Here is a 20,732-nt window from a genome sequence, read left to right on the forward strand (position 1 = left end):
AGCTTAAATAAACTTCATTTGATTGACGACCACATCGGAGGACACAGCAAAAATTTCGCTCAATTCCGCCGTATCCGCGAATCCTTTATAAGCTCTTAGCATATGCTTGGGTACCAGAAGGCACGCAGCAAAAATATCGGCTTCTACTTCTTCCGCAGGTTTGTCCTCATGGTAATTGCTTCGCGGCATAGCCTGATAGTTTTGAGACCGAACATATTCTTCATGTAGAAGGGCATGCCCTAACTCATGCGCAATAGTGAATGTTTTCCGATTCGCCGGAATATCCTTGTTAACAAAAATCCTCTTGGTCTGGAAATCATACAGACCTGAAATATCCTTAGAGACGTCGGCTTCAAAACCAACGTACAAAACGTTAATGCCCATTGATTCTGCTATATATTCAGGATCGACCGGGGGCGCGTTATGCCAAATCGATCTAATGTCTTCCGTGCCTCGGCTCTGGCGAGTGGATAGTCAGGCTGACGAGAGACCATGCTTTTCAATCTTCCAAGCAACTTCTTGTCCTCCATACCTTCTAGTTTTCACGTCCGAATCAAAATAGCGCAGTGACCGACGGTCGCTACGCTTTCATCAAGTTAACATAGCGTATAATAATGTGGATTTCCACAACATTGATAAGTTGCAGAATTTTAGAAGTTGCTGCTTTCGCGTTTCCTTGGTGCATTGAGATTACGCAGGACATACCACCCCGCAGCCACCACCATCGCCGCCAGAATATACCACGTAACGGCATAGGAGAGGTGGTTGTTGGGGAAGGTAAGCATGGTTTTCCCGCCGACAGGCAGACCGCCCGGATTGGGTGTCGCATCGGCATCGACATAAAACGGCGCGACATCGGAAAGGCCGAATGCCTGCGAGATTTGCGGAATGTTGCGGGAATACCAGCGGCCATTTGCCGGATCGTTGGTGCGCAGGAAAAGCCCGCCGGTTTCGGGCGCGCGCATCAGTCCGACGATCTCGAGGTTTTCGGCCGGTTCGCCTTCCTGGCGGGAGGATGGGTCGCGCCTGTCGGACGGTACGAAGCCGCGATTGACGATGATGCTGGAGCCATCGTCGCGCTTGAGCGGCGTCATCACCCAGTAACCGGGGCCGAGATCCGTGACCGTATAGACCTGAACCTCCCTGTCATTGAGGAAGGTGCCGGACAGTTTCACACGGCGATATTCGTATTCCGCCGGATCGCCGAGCGCCGGCCATTCTTTGGCGGCAGGGGCGTCGACGGGATCGGCATGGGCGCGGGCTTCGACCCGCTCGATAAGATCGAGCTTCCAGGAAAGGCGCTTGACCTGCCATGTGCCGAGCGCGAGCAGCAGACCCGTCAGAACAACGGTCAGGAACAGGACGACGATGGCCGCAGGGCGGATGCGCCGGTTATGGAGTGTGGTTTCGCTCATGTCACGGTCCTTGCGAAGCGCGCCCGGCAGAAACCGGTCTGCTTTGGCGGGTTTCCTAGAGCATTTCCAGGAAAAGTGGAACCCGGTTTTCCGTCCGGAAATGCACCAAAACAAAGAGTTAGAGTGTTTTCGCGATTCGAAGAAAAGCGAAAAAACTCTAGCACCCGCATGCGCTTCTTCCAGCAAATAACCCCATAAATCGCACCACGATTCATGGGGTTATGTGTTGGCGCGAAGGCGGCCCGCCGGAAGCCCGGCAGGCCGTAGGTCTCTGCTGCTCAGGGCAGGTTTTTCACATCCTCGATGTGCAGCGGCATCATGTTCTTGTTCATGTTGTACATGACCCAGAGCGAGCCGGAGAGCGTGATCAGGAGCACCACGACGGTGAAGATCAGCGCCATGAAGGTCCAGCCGCCCTCGGACTTGGTGTCCATGTGCAGGAAGTAGATCATGTGCACGAAGATCTGGATGACGCCGAGACCCATGATGGCGATGACCAGTAGCGTCTTGTTTTCCAGAACGTCGCCCATGACCAGCCAGAAGGGGATCGCCGTCAGGATAACCGACAGGATGAAGCCGATCATGTAGCTCTTGAAGGTGCCATGGCTCGCGCCATCATGGTGATGATGGTCGTCGCCATGCGCGTCGTGGTGTGCGTGTGCTTCGGAACTCATCAAAGAACTCCCATGAGATAAACGAAGGAGAAGACGCCGATCCAAATGACGTCAAGGAAGTGCCAGAACATCGACAGGCACATCAGGCGACGCTTGTTGGCGGCGATCAGGCCGTGCTTGGCGACCTGGAACATCAACGTGACGAGCCAGATGATGCCGAAGGTGACGTGCAGACCGTGCGTACCGACCAGCGCGAAGAAGGCCGACAGGAACGCCGAACGCTGCGGCCCCGCGCCTTCCGCGATCAGGTGATGGAACTCGTAAAGTTCCACGGCGAGGAAGGCGAGGCCGAAGATGCCGGTCACACCCAGCCAGACCAGCGTGGCCTTTACCTTCTGCTTTTCCATTTCCAGCATGGCGAAGCCATAGGTGATGGAAGAGAAAAGCAGGAAGCCGGTATTGATTGCCACCAGCTTCAGGTCGAACAGGTCCGCACCCGAAGGGCCGGCCGCATAGTTGCGGCCGACAACGGCATAGGTGGCAAACAGGGTCGCGAAGATGAGGCAGTCGCTCATCAGGTAGAGCCAGAAGCCCAGCGAGGTGCCGTTCTCCGGGTGGTGGTCTTCCTTCAGGTAGAAGACCGGTGGTTCAGCGCCGTCGACGCTTTGTGCAGGTGTATGAGCCATATTCCGTTACGCCTGTTCCGCGAGCAGCTTCGTACGTTCCGCCTCGACCGTCGAAACGTCGGAAGCCGGAATGTAATAATCGCGATTGTAGTTGAAGGTATGGGCGATGGAGACCGCGATGATGGCGAGCATCGACAGAGCCGCAAGCCACCAGATGTGCCATACCAGGGCGAAGCCGAGAACCACGCTGATGGCGCTGATGATCACGCCGGCGCCGGTGTTCTTCGGCATATGGATCGGAATGAAGCCTTCCTTGGGACGGTTGTAACCGCGCTTCTTCATATCCGCCCAGGCGTCGACATCATGGATGACGGGCGTGAAGGCGAAGTTGTAGGCGGGCGGCGGCGAAGACGTCGACCATTCCAGCGTACGGCCGTTATAGGGGTCGCCGGTCACGTCACGCAGCTGGTCGCGCTTCAGGAAGCTGACAATGAGCTGGATGACGAAGGAGGCGATGCCGAGCGCGATCAGGAAGGCGCCGAAGGCGGCGATCAGGAACCAGATCTGCAGGGAATTGTCCTCGAACTGGCTGATACGGCGGGTAATGCCCATCAGGCCGAGAATATAAAGCGGCATGAAGGCGAAATAAAAGCCGATGAACCAGAACCAGAACGACAGCTTGCCCCAGAACGGATCGAGACGGTAACCGAATGCCTTCGGGAACCAGTAGACGATACCCGCAAGCACACCGAACACGACGCCACCGATGATGGTGTTGTGGAAGTGGGCGATGAGGAACAGCGAGTTGTGCAGCACGAAATCCGCCGGCGGAACGGCGAGAAGAACGCCGGTCATGCCGCCGATGACGAAGGTGATCATGAAACCGATCGTCCACAGCATCGGAACGTCGAAATTGATGCGGCCCTTATACATGGTGAAGAGCCAGTTGAAGATTTTCGCGCCCGTCGGGATCGAGATAATCATCGTGGTGATGCCGAAGAAGGCATTCACGCTTGCACCGGAACCCATGGTGAAGAAGTGGTGCAGCCAAACGATGTAGGCAAGGATGGTGATGACACCCGTTGCATAAACCATCGAGGCATAACCGAAGAGACGCTTGCGGGAGAACGTCGCAACGATTTCCGAGAAGACGCCGAATGCCGGCAGCACCAGAATGTAAACTTCGGGATGGCCCCAGATCCAGATGAGGTTGACGTACATCATCGGGTTGCCGCCGAGATCGTTGGTGAAGAAATTGGTGCCAACGTAACGGTCGAGGGTGAGAAGCGCGAGCGTGCCGGTCAGGATCGGGAACGAAGCCACGATCAGGATGTTCGAACACAGCGATGTCCAGACGAAGATCGGCAGGCGCATCATGGTCATGCCAGGCGCGCGCATCTTGATGATCGTCACGATCAGGTTGATGCCCGATAGCGTCGTTCCCACACCGGCGATCTGCAGACCCCAGATATAATAATCGACCCCGACCCCCGGGCTTCCATCGATGCCGGAGAGCGGCGGATAGGCGAGCCAGCCGGTCTGCGCATATTCACCGATGAACAACGAGATCATGGTGATGACGGCGCCGGCCGTGGTCATCCAGAACGAGAAGTTGTTGAGGAAGGGGAACGAAACGTCGCGGGCGCCGATCTGCAGCGGCACGACGAAGTTCATCAGACCCGTGATCATCGGCATGGCCATGAAGAAGATCATGATGACGCCGTGGGCCGTGAAGATCTGGTCGTAATGGTGCGGAGGGAGGTAACCTTCCGATCCGCCCGACGCGATCGCCTGCTGGACGCGCATCATGATGGCGTCGGCGAAGCCGCGCAAAAGCATGACCAGTGCCAGGATGATGTACATGATACCGATCTTCTTGTGATCGATGCTCGTGAACCATTCATTCCAGAGATAGCCCCAGAGGCGGAAATAGGTGAGGGCGCCGACGACGGCGATACCGCCCAGAGCCACCGCCGCGAAGGTCGCGACAAGGATTGGCTCGTGAAGCGGGATGGACTCCCATGTCAGCTTCCCGAACAGGAACGACGTTTGATCGGAATTGACGATCATTTTTAGCCTCTTGCGATTCTAAGACATAAGATCGGCGCAGCCATTGGCCGCGCCGCATAATGCCGGGACGTATCCGTCAGCCAGCGACTTGTTTCGTTTCCGGCAGCGCCGCAGGCTCGAAAGTCTGTCCTTCGAGCGCAGCCGGAGTGGATTGGGGACCGCTGGCGACGCCAAAGGGCGCAAGCGGCGTGCAGACGACGGAATTCAGCGCCTTGGCGATATCGATGCCTTCCTTGCCGCCGCCGCCATTGGCGTCGATATGCATCATGTCACGCATGCAGAGCTTGTTGGGCTCGACGCAGCGGTTGAGGATGGCGCTGTAGAGTTCGGGATCGACCGAGGCGAAATATTGTACCGGTTCGCGCTCGGAGGGCTTGGCGAATTCCAGATATTCCTGGCGGCCAAAACCCTTGCCGCCTTCCTTCGCCTTCGCCACCCACTGGTCGAAGCCCTGCTGGCTGAGGCCATGGAACTTGAAGCGCATGTGGGAGAAGCCGGGGCCGGAGAAGTTGGCCGAGAAGCCGTCATAAACGCCTTCCTTGTTGATGACCGCGTGCAGCTTGGTCTGCATGCCGCCCATGGCGTAGATCTGGCCGGCGAGCGCGGGAACGAAGAAGGAGTTCATCGCCGTTGTGCCGGTGATCTTGAAATTGATCGGCACATCGACCGGAGCGGCGAATTCATTGACGCTGCCAATGCCGAGTTCGGGATAGAAGAACAGCCACTTCCAGTCCATGGCCACCACTTCGACCGTGAGCGGCTTGATATCGGCGGTGACCTGGCGGCTCTCGTCGATACGCTCCAGCGGGCGATAGGGGTCGAGACGGTGGGTGGAAATCCAGGTCACCGTGCCGAGCATCAGGATGATGGCGACCGGAGCCGACCAGATCACCATTTCAAGGCGCGTGGAGTGGTGCCACTCGGGATCGTAATCCTCCGCTTTGGCCGATTCACGATATTTCCATGCGAAGAAAAGCGTGAGGACGATGACCGGAACGATGATCAGCAGCATCAGAACCGTGGACGTGATGATGAGATCGCGCTGCTGGATGGCGACGTCGCCCGAGGGATTCATGACCACGAGGTTACAGCCGCTGAGCAGCAGCAGTACCGGAATAGCCAGAAGGGCGGATGGGATTTTTTTGATCATGCGCACGTTCTCTGAACTTGTACAGTTTGGATTATGCCGCGAATAATTGCCGAACATCATTTTTCAAATGAGGTATATTGTCGCGGTGCAGCGAAACCTTCGCGATGCACCATGTGCCGGGCGGAGCTGCGTTTGAAGGCGGAGCGCGTGCATTATCGCATGGTCGACCGACTGGGCAACCCTTTATTGTCAAACTTCAATTGACGTTACGTAGGGTGCGTGTGACAATCCGCCGCATCGTAACGCAACGGAAGAGGAGCCGGCGCGTTACAGGAAATGGTTCGTCCATGACGCAGGAGGGATATTATGAGTTATACGAATGCTGCTCCATCCTTTGGGCAGGCACCGGAGGCGAACGGAAATGGAGCCGGTCCCGTCAAGGTCGATCCGGATCGCATCACGATTGCGGTCATTCTTGCGAGAATGACGGAATTCTTTGACTTTTTTATCTATGCCATCGCCTCCGCGCTCGTTTTCCCCCACGTCTTCTTTTCTTTCGTCGATCCGCTGACGGCGACGCTTTATTCCTTCGCGGTTTTCTCGCTGGCCTTTATCGCAAGGCCGATCGGCTCGCTGATCTTCCTCCAGATCGACCGCAAATTCGGGCGCGCCGTGAAGCTGATGGCCGCCCTCTTCACCCTCTGTGGTTCCACAATGGCGATCAGCTTTCTTCCGTCCTATGCGGAGGCGGGCATGCTTGCCCCCTGTCTTCTGGCGGTATTCCGCATCGGCCAGGGCCTTGGGCTCGGTGGCGCATGGGACGGTCTGGTTTCGCTGCTCGCCATGAATGCACCGCAGAAACAGCGCGGCTGGTACGCCATGATGCCGCAGATCGGTGCGGCCATGGGCTTCGGTCTCGCCAGCGCCTTTTTCATTGTCTTCGTGACGCAGCTTTCCAATGCGGAATTCCTCGCCTGGGGCTGGCGTTTCCCGTTCTTCGTGGCGCTGGCGCTGAATGTTCTCGCGCTCTTTGCCCGCCTGCGCATGATCGTGACGCCGGAATTCCAGGCCATGCTCGAACAGCACGAGCTGGAACCGCGTCCTATGTTCAAGATGCTGCGCTCGCAGTTTCCGGTGGTCGTCACCGGCGCTTTCGTGCCGCTTGCGAGCTTCGCTCTCTTCCATCTCGTCACGGTCTTTCCGCTGAGCTGGGTGTCCCTCAACACCAGCCAGCGCGTGTCGGACTTCCTGTTCGTGCAATTCGTGAGCGCCATCATCGCTGGTGGCATGATCGTGGTTTCAGGCATTTTGGCCGACAGGATCGGCCGGCGGAAGCTTCTGGCTGTCGCTGCGGTGTTGATCGGCCTTTTCAGCCTCGTAGCGCCGGTTCTCCTGAGTTCGGGCGATATCGGCCGCTATCTGTTCGTGCTGATCGGCTTCTCGCTGCTAGGTCTGTCCTTCGGTCAGGCCGGCGGTGCGCTCGCCTCCCGCTTCAGCCGCGAATACCGCTATACCGGCGCATCGCTCACCTCGGATATTTCGTGGCTGATCGGTGCTGGCTTCGCGCCGCTCGTCGCGCTCGGATTTTCGTCCAAATTCGGCCTTTTCGCGGTCGGCATTTACCTGATGTCGGGTGCGCTCTGCACGCTGATTGCCCTCTGGTTCAGCCGCACGCTGGACATGCCTTCGGAGTGATCCGGGCAATTTAAAAATCCCTACAGCCATCGCGCCGTGGAATCCTGTCGGATTTCGCGGCGTTTTTGTTTTTTTATTGCGCCGGGTCGATTTTAATCTTGACTCGGTAGATCATGAAATATTATGTAAGTAATACTGACGTAATTCAGTGTGTCTCACCGCCGGAAAGCCGGCCTTCGGGGAACGCGATGCGAACGACGACGATCATTATTTGCGAAAAAGCGGCCATCGCCGCCAAGCCGTTCGACGGCCGCAAAACGACCGTTCGCGCCATTAAACGCCGATAAGCAGAATGAAGAGGAGCAGCCAGGTCGCCTGCGGCTCCGCCCGCAGAGTGCCGGCTGACGCGCCGGGTTTCGGGAAAGAGGGCGATGCCGCGCGAAATGCGCAACGAGAGGAGAGTGCCTTGAGTGTGACGGAGCAAAAATTCGGCCTTTACGATGCGGCTTTTGAAAAAAGCAGCTGTGGCGTCGGTTTCATCACCCGCAAGGACGGCGTGCAGACGCATGATGTGCTGAAGCGCGGCCACGAGGCTCTCTGTGCCGTGCCGCATCGCGGCGGCATGTCGGCGGAAGGTGTCGGCGATGGTGCCGGCGTGTCGCTGGATTTGTCGCTCTCCTTCTTTCGGGAATTGACCGGTGAGGACGGCTTGCAGGCCGGTCGGTTCGGCGTCGGCAATTTTTTCCTGCCGCAAAATCCGGCTTTCCACGGTGAGGCGGTCGGTATCATCGCAAACGCTCTCAAAGAGCAGGGCTTTGCAATCCTGCTCGTGCGCGATGTGCCGGTGAATGACGCGGCCATCCGTCCCGCCGCCATCCCTTACCAGTTGCCGATCCGCCAATGGGTCTTTTCGGCTCCGGCCGAATGCGCAACCCTCGCCGAATTTGACTGGCGCATCCACAAGGCGCTGCTCGCCATCGAGGCGCTGGCCTATACGGTGCCGGAACTCGCCGGCTTTTATCCGCTGTCGCTCAGCGCCCGCACGCAGGTTCTGAAAGGGCGTCTGAACTCCCATGAGGTCATGCCCTATTTCTGCGACCTCACCGATCCGCGCCATGAAGTGCATACGATGTATTTCCACACGCGTTTCTCCACCAATACCGATCCGCATCCTTCCATGGCGCAGCCTTTCCGCCTGATGGCGCATAATGGCGAGCTCAATACCGACAAGAAAAATCGGCTGTCGGAAGCGGCCGTGGCGCTGGCGAAGAATGCCAGCATCATCCGCCCGAAAGGCCAGTCCGATAGCTGCCGTCTGGACCAGACCCTGCAGGCGCGGGTGATGGAAGACGGTCTCGACCTCGTCACCGCCGTGGTCTCGATGATGCCGCCCGCCTGGGAAAACGACGATACCCTGTCATCCGACGTCAAGGCGATGCTGGAATATTTCTCGCTCTATGAAGAGAAGAATGACGGCCCGGCCGCGCTGATTTTCGGCGACGGCACCATCATCGGCGCGCGGCTCGATCGTCTCGGCCTGCGCCCGCTGCGCACCGTCGAGACGGAAGACTATCTCTGCGTCATGTCGGAGGCCGGGCAGATTGCCTTTCCGGCTGAAAGCGTCATCCGTCGCGGCCGTATCGAGGCGGGCGGCATGCTCTATTACGACCATGCAGAACGCCGCGCCTTTTCCACCGTCGAGGCGCTGGAACTTCTCGCCTCACGCCGCGATTATTCATCCCTGCTGCGCGAAGCCCGTGTCATGCTGGAGGACCTGCCGGAAGTGCCGGCGGAAAAGCAGGGCTCGCCGCTGCGTTACAATGGCGATCTGGAACGGCACCAGCGCTACGTCGCCTATTCGCATAATCAGGAAAGCTTCAAGTTCCTGATGGACCCGATGCTGGCCTCCGGCGCGGAAAAGATTTCGGCGATGGGATATGGCAATGCCATCAATGCGCTTTCCGATCAGGAAGGCGGGGTCGCGAAATATTTCTCACAGCGCTTCGCGCAGGTCACCAATCCGCCGCTCGACAGTATTCGTGAGGCCGACGGCATGACGTTGCGTGTCGCCCTCGGTGCGAAGCCGAACAGCGGTGCGAAGAAGGCCCGCCAGATCGTCGTGCGCTCCCCGATCCTGACCCATCTCGATATGCTGCGCATTCGCGAACAGTCGGAGACTCCCCTTCGCCGTTTCGAAATGCTCTATTCGCCGGTCTTCGATGTTGCGGAGGCCAACGAAACCGCGCTGCGGCAGGCAATCGACGGTCTCTGCGATGAAGTTGTGGCTTTTGCGGCTGAGGAAGGCGGCATCGCCATCATCACCGACCGGCACGTTTCGGCAAACCGTGCGGCCTTGCCGATGATCATGGTCGTCTCCGCCATCAATCAGCGGCTGATCGAGGAAGGTTTGCGGCTGCGCGTGTCGCTGATCGTTGAAAGCGGGCAATTCTCCTCTTCGCATCACATAGCAGCAAGCCTCGGCTTCGGCGCTTCGGCCGCATATCCGCTCGGCGTGCAGTTTCGCGCCGAGGAGAAATTCGGTGCCGATGCCGACAAGGCCTTCAAGCGTTTCGCCAAGGCGGCTGAAAAGTCGCTGATGAAGACCATGGGCAAGGTCGGCCTGTGTACGGCGGAAAGCTACATCGGCGGCGAGTTCTTCGAACCGAATTTCCTCGATACAGACGATGCGGTGCTGAAGCGCTATTTCCCCAACGTGAAGACCCCGGTCGGCGGCGTCAACTTCGCCGTCATCGCGCAGGCCGTGGCGGACTGGCACCGCAAGGCGCTGTCCGTGAAGGGCGAAAACGACATACCCCTGCTCGGTCTCTTCAAGGAGCGTGCGGAAGGCGCCGGCCATTCCTATGGCACGACGGCGGTACGCGGTTTCGTGGATATGACGGAGGAAAAGATCGGTTTCGACAAGGGAACCGAAAACGAGGAGGCGCTACGCCTGCTGCCGCTTAACCGGCTGGAGGATGCCTTCGGTCTCAACGATGCGGCCTATTATCACAACAGCTTCGACCGGCTGACGCCTGACGCAATCGACAAATTCGAGGTAACGCCCGGTTACCGCGCCTTTGCACGCATGATGGCGGAAGAAAGGGCGCGCCGTCCCGCCGCCCTGCGCGATGTTCTGGAATTGCCGGCCGACGTGACATTCGCCCGTTCCGCAGAAGAATTCCGCCGGGAAATGGGCCGTTTTTCCCGGCAGGGTAATAATAACTTCATGGTGCGCGGGTTGCTCTGCGAAGAGGCGGGTGAAGGCGCCTTCCGGCTGCAGTTGACCGGCCCGCACGGTCATGAGCTTGCCCGGCTTGCCGCACTCGGCCAATCACTGCTCGACCGTTTTGGTGACGACATCGCCGGCCATTGGCTGGAAGGTGGCGCGCTCATGGTTCAGGCGAAGGGCGAAGCCTCCGCCTATCTCTCGCTTATCCGCACCGCACCGGAAAGCATTCCGCTCGATGCCGTTCAGAAGGCGAGCGAGATCACCAAGACCCTGGCATCGGGTGCCATGAGCCATGGCGCACTGGTTGCCGCTGCCCATGAGGCGGTGGCGCATGGCACCAACATGGTCGGCGGCATGTCGAATTCGGGTGAAGGCGGCGAGCATATTTCCCGTTATGGCACCATCCGCGCCTCGCGCATCAAGCAGTTCGCCTCCGGCCGCTTCGGCGTCTGGGCCGGTTATCTTGCCGATCCGATGCTGGAGGAAATCGAGATCAAGATCGGCCAGGGTGCAAAGCCGGGAGAGGGCGGGCAGTTGCCGTCTCCCAAGGTGACGGTGGAAATCGCCGCCGCACGCGGCGGCACGCCGGGCGTCGAGCTTGTCTCGCCGCCGCCGCATCACGATACCTATTCCATTGAGGATCTGGCCCAGCTCATCCATGACGCCAAGGCGGCGCGCGTGCGCGTCATCGTCAAGCTGGTCTCGTCGGAAGGCATCGGCACGATTGCGGTCGGCGTCGCCAAGGCGGGGGCGGATGTCATCAATGTTGCCGGCAATACCGGCGGCACAGGGGCGGCGGCCGTCACCAGCCTCAAATATACCGGCCGCGCGGCGGAAATCGGTATCGCAGAAGTGCATCAGGCGCTCTGCGCCACCGGCCTGCGCGCCAAGGTGCTGCTGCGCTGCTCCGGCGCGCACCAGACGGCGAGCGACGTGGTGAAATCCGCGCTGCTCGGCGGCGACAGTTTCGAATTCGGCACGACGGCGCTCATGATGCTGAAATGCGTCATGGCGAAGAACTGCAACATCAAGTGCCCTGCCGGGCTAACCACCAATCAGGAAGCCTTTAACGGCGATCCCCGCGCGCTGGCGCAATATCTCATGAACATCGCCCATGAAACGCGCGAGATTCTAGCCGCACTCGGGCTGCGCTCGCTGCGGGAAGCACGCGGCCGTTCCGATCTTCTTCACCTCCTCGATCATCCGGCAAGCGTCGGCCAGCTTGACCTCCGGGCAATGCTTGCCGTGGTCGAAGAGGTGAAGATCGATAGCCCCGTCTATATGGAAAAGGATTTTGCGCTGGACGACGCCTTCATTGAACTCGTGCGCTCTGCTTTGATCGACAGCAAGCGGGAAAACATCGAGCTTGGCGGCAATCGTTTCCTCAACAATTGCAACAAGAGCGTCGGCGGCCAGCTCGCCGTCGATATCGAACGCATGCTGAACCATGAACTTTCCGATGAAGAGGCGGATGCGCTGCCGGCCGTGAAGCGGGACAGCCGTGGTCGCCGATTCCTGGAGGCGGGTTCGGTGCGCATCGATACGTCAGGTTCCGCCGGGCAGTCTTTCGGCGCTTTCTGCAATGACGGTATGGTCATGATCCATACCGGCACCTGCAATGACGGTGTCGGCAAAAGCGCCTGCGGCGGCACCATCGTCGTGCGCTCGCCCGGTGGCGGCTCGGAAGAGGCGGGCGGCAATGTGCTGGTCGGCAATTTCGCGCTGTTCGGCGCCACCGGCGGCCGCACCTTCGTGGAAGGGCAGGCGGGTGACCGTTTCGCGGTGCGTAACTCCGGCGCCACCGCCGTGGTCGAAGGCGTGGGGGATTTCGCCTGCGAATATATGACCAACGGCGCGGTGCTGAACCTTGGCAGCTTCGGCAAGGGTTTCGGCAACGGCATGAGCGGCGGCTTCGTCTACCAGTATGATCCATACGGCGATCTGCCGAAGAAAGTCAGCCATGATTCCATCCTGCTCGGTTCAGTCACCGGTGAGGATGAACAGGCCGCAATTCATAATCAGGCCGTCCACCAGCTTCTGACCTGGCATGTCGCAGAGACCGGCTCGGCCAAGGCGGCATGGCTTCTGGAAAACTGGGAAAGCGAACAGCATAATTTCGTCTATGGCATGCCACGCGCCCTGCTGCTTTATCAGGATAGCGATGAGATTCTGAAGGCGAAGCCCCGCAAGGAATTGCTGGAGGAACTGGCATCCGCGCTTGCCGCTCATCAATTGCGCAAGTTCAAGCTCGCTTATCGTGACCGCAAGGCCGTCCTGAACGGAACGGTGCCGGGTTATGGCGAGACGGATACGGAGGAAATGTATGCGCTGCTCAACAATTATACCGTGTTGAGCATGGCGCAGGCCATCGCCATGCAGCGGGTACCGATGGCGTCAGGTCCTTCCGACCCGGCCATTGAAAAAGCCGTGCGCAATCTCATCCTCACGGAAGACTATGCGCTGATGCAGCGGCTGCTGAAATATGCCCGCGAGGCGCTTTCAGACCATGGCGATGAACAGCTTGCGGTGATGATCGCCGCCAAGCGTCTCGACGATTACAAGCAGGCGCTGGCGCGCAGGAACATCTGGTCGGTGGACAGCCCCGGCACCTATGGCTGGATCATCCAGCAGAACCGGAAAAACATCGAGAAGATCGGCCGCCTGCCGGGCTTCGAGGAGCTTTCGCGGCCCGCGCCATTCCCGACCTCGCCACCGCATCCAGCCACAGGGCAGCATGATGAAGATACCTTATATTCCTGAAGACGCGCCCTTCAACGGTGATCAGCGCGCATGGCTTTCCGGTTTTCTGGCAGGGCTCCATTCCCGTGCCGCCATCGGCCTGGAGACATCGGTTGCCGCCGCTGCTCCCAGGGCGGCGGCCAGTGTGCTGAACATCCTCTTCGGCACCCAGACCGGCAATGCCGAGGCGCTGGCGATGGATATCGCCGCCGCCGCCCGTGCGCAGGGCATGCAGCCGGTGGTGACGGCACTCGATGATGTCTCGATGGATGATCTCGGCGCCATGAAACGGGTCATCGTTGTCACCTCGACCTATGGCGAAGGTGAAATGCCTGATAATGCCCAGCTTTTCTGGGAAGCACTCGCCGCGGACAGCGCGCCGCGTCTGGACGAGATGAATTTTGCCGTGCTCGCACTCGGCGATACCGGCTATGACGGCTTCTGCCAGGCGGGCAAGCTTATCGATACGCGGTTCGAACAACTCGGCGGCAAGCGTATGAAGACGCGTATCGATTGCGATATCGACTTCGAGGACGCCGCCGCCGCATGGATCGGCGAGACCCTGCCGCTCGCGCTTGCTGTCGATGGCGGCAGCGCGGCATCTGTCACCATGTCCGACATTGCCGAGCCGCCCGTGCGGGCAAAGCAGGGCTGGAGCCGCAAAAATCCCTATTCGGCTGAGGTAAGCGTCAATCGTCGCCTTTCCGGTCCAGGCTCGTCCAAGGAAATTCGTCACTACGAATTCGATCTCGGCGAAAGTGGCCTCGACTATGAGGCGGGTGACGCTCTTGGCGTCGTGCCCCTGAACGATCCGAAACTGGTCGGCGCGCTGCTGGAACACTTCGGAGCGGCTGCGGATAGCCAAATCGCCGGGCTGGACCGGCCGGTCGGCGATGCGCTTCACAACATGTTCGAGATATCGACGCCTTCGCGCGAACTCGTCGCCGAAATCGGCAAGCGGGCGGGGCATGACGAACTCAGCCACATTCTCGCAAACGGAGACAGGGAGCAGCTGGCCGCCTTTCTCTGGAGCAAGGATATTCTCGACCTCATCAATCTCGGCGGAAAGCCGCTATTCGATATTGCTGAATTCGTGACATTCTTGAAGCCGCTGCAACATCGCGCCTATTCCATCTCCTCCAGCCCGCTGGTTGCGAAAAACAGCGTGCATCTGACCATCGCCAGCGTGCGTTATCGCGCCGAGGGCCGTGAGCGTGGCGGCGTATGCTCCACCTATCTCGCCGACCGGGTGGAGGCGGGCTCGAACGCCGGAATTTTCGTCTCGCCGAACAAGGCGTTTCGTGTGCCGCAGGACAATGATGCGCCTGTTATCATGGTGGGACCGGGCACTGGCATCGCGCCCTTCCGGGCATTTTTGCAGGAACGGCAAGCCCGAGGCGCAAAGGGCAAAAACTGGCTGTTTTTCGGCGACCAGCACCGGCAGTCGGATTTCATCTATGAAAACGAGCTTGGCGACATGAGCCGCGACAGCGTGTTGACCCGCCTCGACCTCGCTTTCTCGCGGGATCAGGCGGAGAAAATCTATGTCCAGACCCGCATGCGGCAGAACGGCAAGGCGCTCTATCAATGGCTTGAAGAGGGCGGTTATTTCTACGTCTGCGGCGACGCGACCCGCATGGCGAAGGATGTCGATGATGCCCTGCACGATATCGTCAGCGATGAGGCCGGCATCTCCGCCGAAGCGGCGAGCGAGTACGTGAACCGGCTGAAGCGCGAAAAACGTTATCTGCGTGACGTCTATTAAACGTAACCGATAGAGGGACCGCCGCCGTTGTGCCGATTGTTCAGCAATTGGTGCAGGCGGTCTCGGCGTCGCGTTGCTTGAAGAAATACTCCCGGCCGATCGTGATCGACTTCACCCCGGACGAGGCAATGTCGGGCATGAACATCAGCAATTCATGCGGGATGGAAAGTTCGACGTGGATGAGAAAGCTGTTTTCCACGAGCAGGCGCGTCGGAACGGCGACCGGTGCCCCAACCGCATAAGGTCTCAAATTCTTCTCATCCCAGGACCAGGTGATTTTCGCCTGTTTTTGCGCATCGATCTTGATGCCGCTGATCTTTAGCTGCAGACCCTTGGTGCTGTAGGGCGCAAACACGGCGGCTGCGACATCCTGCATGCCGGCGAGATAGGTTTTGTCGACGGAACCTGTTTTCGATATCAGATCATTGATGGAGGCTGCGGCGGTGCTTGCCCGCTTGTAGGTGTTGTATCCGATCGTCAATTCGAAAGAGGTCAGATAAAGCGCAAGCAATATCGGAAAGAGGATCGCGAACTCCACCGCGCCCACGCCACGGCGATCTTTGGCAAAGCGTGAAACGAGCGCCATCAGGCGTCGTTTGCCATTTGCCGCAACGGACACCAGCCCTGCCATCATGAGCCCCCGCCTGTGATGTATTTCTCGTTCATGAACGCATTTGTCGCGACGATGAGGAAATGTGAGGGCATCGATCCATCGGCCGGACGTATTTTGGTCAGGTATGGCCGGATGATATCGGCAACCACACGCCAGCGATAATAGACACGCAACATGTTGATGGTTTCCGGCCCGCCCGGTTTGAAGCCGAATTGAGCCGTATCGAGATCGTAATATTCGCCATAGGCCTTCAGCGGAATCGTGGTCGGAATATCCTTGAAGGCGGTAAAGGAGCGAAGGTCGATATAGAGCTTCTGTTCTTTTTGGATTTCATCCGCTGAGCAGGTGATCATCACCGAAACTTCATTGCAGAAGCTCTTGCGGAAATCCTCTTTCGAAATCGAACTGCTGATCTGGCCGGTGCGCAGACGCCGCGCCATGTTCTCGGTGGCATTGGCGACGACCTGTTCCGCCATCAGGGCGATGAAGGTCTCGATGATCGCAAAGACCACGAGGAAATAGGGGATCGCGAGTATCGCGAATTCGATAGCTGCTGTCCCGTCGCGCGAGACTCCGAATTTTTCCAGCAATGGCTTCAGTCTGGCCAGTCGCATGAGGTGGTGTCTATCTCTAAGAATATGCGGCAAGCGCAACCGTTGAATTTGTTGCGGACCATAACCACCCCGATGTTTAGATTCTATTACTTCGATAAATTATACTTTAGTGATTTCCGAATTTGGTACGTGCCAAAATAAAAAGCCCGGCTCAGGGCCGGGCTTTCTCGAAAGCGGATGAGGCGGAGGCTTAATCAGCATCGGCCCTGGCGAGGACCTCCAGCGTGGGCGTGGAGGTGATGTTATAACCGCAGTCCACATAATGGCATTCGCCCGTCACGCCGCGCGACAAATTGGACAGCAGGTAAAGCGCGGATCCGCCGATATCGTCGATATCCGCGGTCCGCCGAAGCGGTGCGTTTTTCTGGTTCCATGCGTAGATCGCCCGCGCATCCGAGATGCCGGCGCCCGCCAGCGTGCGGACCGGGCCGGCCGAGATGGCGTTGACGCGAATATCGCGCGGGCCGTAGTCGGCCGCGAGATAGCGGACGGACGCTTCAAGAGCCGCCTTGGCGACGCCCATGACGTTGTAGTTCGGAATGACGCGCTGCGAACCATTATAGGTCAGCGTCAGCATGGAGCCGCCATTGGTCATCAGCTCTGCGGCGCGCTTGGCGATTTCCGTGAAGGAGAAACAGGAAATGACCATGGTGCGGCTGAAATTCTCGCGCGTCGTATCCGCGTAGAGGCCCTTCAGCTCGTTCTTGTCGGAAAAGCCGATGGCGTGGACGATGAAATCCAGCGAGCCCCATTTTTCGCGGATCGTCGCGAACAGGGCGTCGACCGAGGCGATATCCTCGACATCGCATGGCACGATGAAATCGGATCCGAGTTCGGCGGCTAGCGGTTTCACACGCTTGCCGAGCGCTTCACCCTGATAGGTGAAGGCCAGTTCCGCGCCCTGTGCCGCAAGCGCCTTGGAGATACCCCAAGCGATGGAATGATTGTTTGCGACGCCCATGATGAGGCCGCGTTTACCCTGCATGATGCCGTTCATGGGCAATTATCCGTTATGACGCTGGAAGACGAGCGTGGCGTTGGTGCCGCCGAAGCCGAAGGAGTTGGAAAGGATGGTGTCGATCCTGGCGTTGTCGATGCGGCTGCGAACGATCGGAACGCCCGCGAATTCGGGATCGAGCTCGGAAATATGCGCGCTTTCGCCGATGAAGCGTTCCTGCATCATCAGCAGGCCGTAGATCGATTCCTGAACGCCGGCAGCGCCCAGAGAATGGCCGGTGAGCGACTTGGTCGACTGGATATGCGGGATCTTGTCGCCGAAGACTTCCCGGATCGCGCCGATTTCCTTGCTGTCGCCAACCGGCGTCGAGGTACCATGCGTATTGATGTAGTCGATATCGCCCTTCACGGTGGAAAGCGCCTGCCGCATGCAGCGGATCGCGCCTTCGCCCGATGGAGCCACCATGTCGTAACCGTCCGAGGTCGCGCCGTAACCGACGATCTCGGCGTAAATCTTGGCGCCGCGCGCCTTTGCATGTTCCAGCTCTTCGAGAACCAGCACGCCCGCACCGCCGGCAATCACGAAACCGTCGCGGTTGACGTCATAGGCGCGCGAGGCGACGCTCGGCGTTTCGTTATATTTGGACGACATGGCGCCCATGGCGTCGAAGAGGTTGGACATGGACCAGTCGAGATCCTCATGGCCGCCCGCGAACATCACGTCCTGCTTGCCCCACTGGATCATTTCGGCGGCGTTGCCGATACAATGCGCCGAGGTGGAGCAGGCCGACGAGATGGAATAGTTGACGCCATGGATCTTGAACCAGGTGGCAAGCGTCGCGGAGGCGGTGGAGGACATGGCCTTCGGCACGGCAAAGGGGCCGATGCGCTTCGGGCTGTTGTTCTTCAGCGTGATATCGGCTGCCTCGACGATGGTGCGGGTGGAAGGACCGCCCGAACCCATGATGATACCGGTGCGCTCATTGCCGCTGATGTCGCTCTCTTCGAGACCGGAATCGGCGATTGCCTGTTTCATGGCGACATGGTTCCACGCGCCGCCCTGCGACAGGAAGCGCATGGCGCGGCGGTCGACCAGATCGGTCGGGTCGAGAGACGGTTTGCCCCAGACCTGGCATTTGAAACCGTGTTCGGCAAAATCCGGCGAAAATGAAATGCCGGATTTGGCATTGCGCAGCGATGCGGTGACTTCAGCGGCATCACCGCCGATGGAAGAAACAATACCGAGGCCGGTGACAACAACTCGTCTCATGAAAGGGACCTTTTCTTAAGATTTCGGCTGGACGACCGAAGTCGCCCGGCGTTTGTCAGGACTATTCCGTCTGCCTCAGGCAGCCTTTTCCTTCGACAGGCCTACGCGCAGGTCCGTCGCCTGATAAATGGTTTCGCCGTCCGCCTTGAGCCAGCCGTCGGCGGTTCCGAGCACCAGACGGCCGCGCATCACGCGCTTGAAATCAATACCATATTGAAGGAGCTTCGTGTGAGGGCGAACCATGCCCTTGAACTTCACTTCGCCGGTGGAAAGCGCCATGCCGCGACCTTCTTCGCCCAGCCAGCCGAGGAAGAATCCCGTCAGCTGCCACATGCCGTCAAGGCCCAGGCACCCCGGCATGATCGGGTTGCCCTGGAAGTGGCAGGGGAAATACCAGTCGTCGGGGCTGACATCGTATTCGGCGCGGATGAAGCCCTTGTCGAAGGCGCCGCCGGTTTCGGAAATTTCGGTAATGCGATGGACCATGAGCATGGGGGGCAATGGGAGCTGTGCATTTCCCGGGCCGAACAATTCGCCGCGACCGCAGGACAGGATCTCCTCGTAGTTGTAACTTGATTGCCTCGTTGCCATACCGCTTTCACTTCCCCAGTTACTGGTGTTGATCGACTTCACTAGAGCAAGTTAGGTTCAAAATGAAGCGCTGCAAGGGCAGAAGCCGCTCCGCCCTCATTCTTTGTCTTCGAACCTTCTTTTCAGAAGTCATTACCTCAATATGCCGTCCGCATACAGGAACCGTACGGCTGGAACCAGAGGAAATTTGCAGGAATGGCCGGTTTGCCGCCATTTGCCGCGCCTAAGCCACGCCGAAACTATTGAAAGCACTCGCCGCAAAAGATATATGCTAATGCAATTGGTAAGTTTCATACCTCTGTTTGGAATGGGATTGCATGGCATTTGACGCCACATTGGATATCGGAACGAGGTTGCGGCGCTCGGGGCTGCGCCCCACGCGACAGCGTGTGGCTTTGGGCGATTTGCTTTTCGCAAAGGGCGATCGCCATCTGACGGTCGAGGAACTGCACGATGAGGCGGTCACCGCCGGCGTGCCCGTTTCTCTCGCCACGGTTTACAATACGCTGCACCAGTTCACCGAAGCCGGCCTCATCCGCGTTCTCGCCGTGGAAGGCGCCCGCACCTATTTCGACACCAACGTCTCGGATCACCACCACTTCTTCGTGGAGGGCGAGAACGAGGTTCTCGATATTCCCGTCAACAACCTCCAGATCGACAATTTGCCGGAAGCGCCGGAGGGCATGGAAATCGCCCATGTGGACGTGGTCATCCGTCTTCGCCGCAAGCGCGGATGAGGCTTCAGTCCGACAACAGACATGAAAATGGCGCCCACGGGCGCCATTTCTGTTTTCGGCGGTCATTTCCATATGTCACTTCATGACATCTTCGGGCCGTCTGCCGGGCTTTGCCTTGTAGGGCGGAAAAGTCCAGCCGAAGACCAGAGCACCGGATCGGACGGCAAAGGCCGTCAGGACGCCTGCGGCTGATGCGGCATAAAGCGGTGCGCCGAGGAAATAGACGACAATGAAGGTGGAGGAGCCCAAAAGCGCGCAGGTGATGTAGATTTCCGGCCGCAGCAGCACGGAAGGTTCGCCGGCGAGAATATCGCGCAGCACGCCACCGAATGTCGCCGTCAGAACGCCGGTGACGATGGCGACGGTTGCGGAGCCGCTGGCGGCAAGCCCCTTGGCTGCTCCCATGACGCAATAAGCGGAGAGGCCGAGTGCATCGAGCCAGATCAGTACGCGGTAACGGGATTCGAACAGATGCGCGGTGAAGAACAGCAGCACCGCGACCGAGACGCAGACGAGGATATAGGTCGGGTTCACCACCCAGAATACCGGCGTCCTGCCAAGCACCAGATCGCGCACCGTGCCGCCGCCAATGCCGGTTGCGGCCGCGAAAAACAGGAAGCCGATCAGGTCGAGCTGCTTGCGTGAGGCGGCGAGCGCGCCGGTTGCGGCAAAGATGGCGACGCCGGCATAGTCGAGAAAGCCCAGAAGCGTCATGAAAAGGTTCCCCCCGGAAACACGGGCTGCGAACACGTCAGTGTCGCGCAAGC

General features: G+C 59.0%; 15 protein-coding genes and 1 pseudogene. 4 read left to right on the plus strand and 12 right to left on the minus strand.

Annotated features, from left to right (window positions below):
- Positions 1-3: 3 nt before the first annotated feature.
- The 6 genes from O3W47_RS16655 to cyoA form a co-directional block, all read right to left on the minus strand.
- Positions 4-384, minus strand: coding sequence for an ImmA/IrrE family metallo-endopeptidase (locus O3W47_RS16655; RefSeq protein ID WP_269314179.1), 381 nt, complete (start codon positions 382-384; stop codon positions 4-6).
- Positions 385-650: 266 nt separating this feature from the next.
- Positions 651-1,415 carry an SURF1 family protein gene (locus O3W47_RS16660; RefSeq protein ID WP_170985797.1) on the minus strand — a complete coding sequence of 255 codons (765 nt, stop codon included), beginning with the start codon at positions 1,413-1,415 and terminating at the stop codon, positions 651-653.
- A 278-nt stretch (positions 1,416-1,693) separates the two neighbouring features.
- Positions 1,694-2,089, minus strand: a complete 396-nt coding sequence (gene cyoD, locus O3W47_RS16665) for a cytochrome o ubiquinol oxidase subunit IV (protein WP_004439196.1) — start codon at positions 2,087-2,089, stop codon at positions 1,694-1,696.
- Complete coding sequence (cyoC, locus tag O3W47_RS16670) at positions 2,089-2,715, minus strand: cytochrome o ubiquinol oxidase subunit III (RefSeq protein ID WP_269314180.1); 627 nt, start codon at positions 2,713-2,715, stop codon at positions 2,089-2,091. The genes cyoD and cyoC overlap by 1 nt, the downstream gene beginning before the upstream one ends.
- Positions 2,716-2,721: 6 nt before the next feature.
- Positions 2,722-4,725 (minus strand): cytochrome o ubiquinol oxidase subunit I, encoded by a 2,004-nt coding sequence (gene cyoB, locus O3W47_RS16675; protein ID WP_080818379.1) that lies wholly within the window; start codon positions 4,723-4,725, stop codon positions 2,722-2,724.
- Positions 4,726-4,801: 76 nt separating this feature from the next.
- Entirely contained in the window at positions 4,802-5,875 is a 1,074-nt protein-coding gene (gene cyoA / locus O3W47_RS16680; protein ID WP_080818860.1) for a ubiquinol oxidase subunit II, read from the minus strand.
- Positions 5,876-6,181: 306 nt separating this feature from the next.
- On the opposite strand from cyoA, the gene O3W47_RS16685 reads away from it, so the two are divergent.
- The 3 genes and pseudogenes from O3W47_RS16685 (at position 6,182) to O3W47_RS16695 (ending at position 15,183) form a co-directional block, all read left to right on the plus strand.
- Positions 6,182-7,510 (plus strand): MFS transporter, encoded by a 1,329-nt coding sequence (locus tag O3W47_RS16685; protein ID WP_080818377.1) that lies wholly within the window; start codon positions 6,182-6,184, stop codon positions 7,508-7,510.
- A gap of 406 nt (positions 7,511-7,916) precedes the next feature.
- Positions 7,917-13,417, plus strand: a pseudogene (locus O3W47_RS16690) (glutamate synthase-related protein).
- On the plus strand, positions 13,414-15,183 hold the full coding sequence (locus tag O3W47_RS16695; RefSeq protein WP_331283561.1) for a sulfite reductase subunit alpha: 1,770 nt from the start codon (positions 13,414-13,416) through the stop codon (positions 15,181-15,183). Before O3W47_RS16690 ends, O3W47_RS16695 begins: the two are co-directional and overlap by 4 nt.
- A 40-nt stretch (positions 15,184-15,223) precedes the next feature.
- Here O3W47_RS16695 and O3W47_RS16700 read toward each other — a convergent pair whose 3' ends face one another.
- From O3W47_RS16700 to fabA, 5 genes are all read right to left on the minus strand, one after another.
- Complete coding sequence (locus O3W47_RS16700) at positions 15,224-15,817, minus strand: TadE/TadG family type IV pilus assembly protein (RefSeq protein WP_127756670.1); 594 nt, start codon at positions 15,815-15,817, stop codon at positions 15,224-15,226.
- A complete protein-coding gene (locus tag O3W47_RS16705) occupies positions 15,814-16,410 on the minus strand; it encodes a TadE/TadG family type IV pilus assembly protein (protein ID WP_003524373.1) in 597 nt (198 codons plus the stop codon). The genes O3W47_RS16700 and O3W47_RS16705 overlap by 4 nt, the downstream gene beginning before the upstream one ends.
- A 190-nt stretch (positions 16,411-16,600) precedes the next feature.
- Positions 16,601-17,407 (minus strand): enoyl-ACP reductase FabI, encoded by an 807-nt coding sequence (gene fabI, locus O3W47_RS16710; RefSeq protein WP_003524375.1) that lies wholly within the window; start codon positions 17,405-17,407, stop codon positions 16,601-16,603.
- A 6-nt stretch (positions 17,408-17,413) separates the two neighbouring features.
- Entirely contained in the window at positions 17,414-18,637 is a 1,224-nt protein-coding gene (fabB, locus tag O3W47_RS16715) for a beta-ketoacyl-ACP synthase I (protein WP_080818368.1), read from the minus strand.
- A gap of 75 nt (positions 18,638-18,712) precedes the next feature.
- Complete coding sequence (gene fabA / locus O3W47_RS16720; RefSeq protein ID WP_003507274.1) at positions 18,713-19,228, minus strand: 3-hydroxyacyl-[acyl-carrier-protein] dehydratase FabA; 516 nt, start codon at positions 19,226-19,228, stop codon at positions 18,713-18,715.
- Between the two features lie 317 nt (positions 19,229-19,545).
- Between fabA and irrA the strand changes: the two genes are divergently transcribed.
- Positions 19,546-19,965 (plus strand): iron response transcriptional regulator IrrA, encoded by a 420-nt coding sequence (gene irrA, locus O3W47_RS16725; protein ID WP_003507276.1) that lies wholly within the window; start codon positions 19,546-19,548, stop codon positions 19,963-19,965.
- Between the two features lie 75 nt (positions 19,966-20,040).
- Here irrA and O3W47_RS16730 read toward each other — a convergent pair whose 3' ends face one another.
- The gene (locus tag O3W47_RS16730; protein ID WP_080818366.1) at positions 20,041-20,679 is read right to left on the minus strand and encodes a trimeric intracellular cation channel family protein; all 639 of its coding nucleotides are present in this window, start codon (positions 20,677-20,679) and stop codon (positions 20,041-20,043) included.
- Between the last annotated feature and the right edge of the window lie 53 nt (positions 20,680-20,732).

The organism is Agrobacterium sp. LMR679 (assembly GCF_027157905.1).
GTDB classification, from domain to species: domain Bacteria; phylum Pseudomonadota; class Alphaproteobacteria; order Rhizobiales; family Rhizobiaceae; genus Agrobacterium; species Agrobacterium leguminum.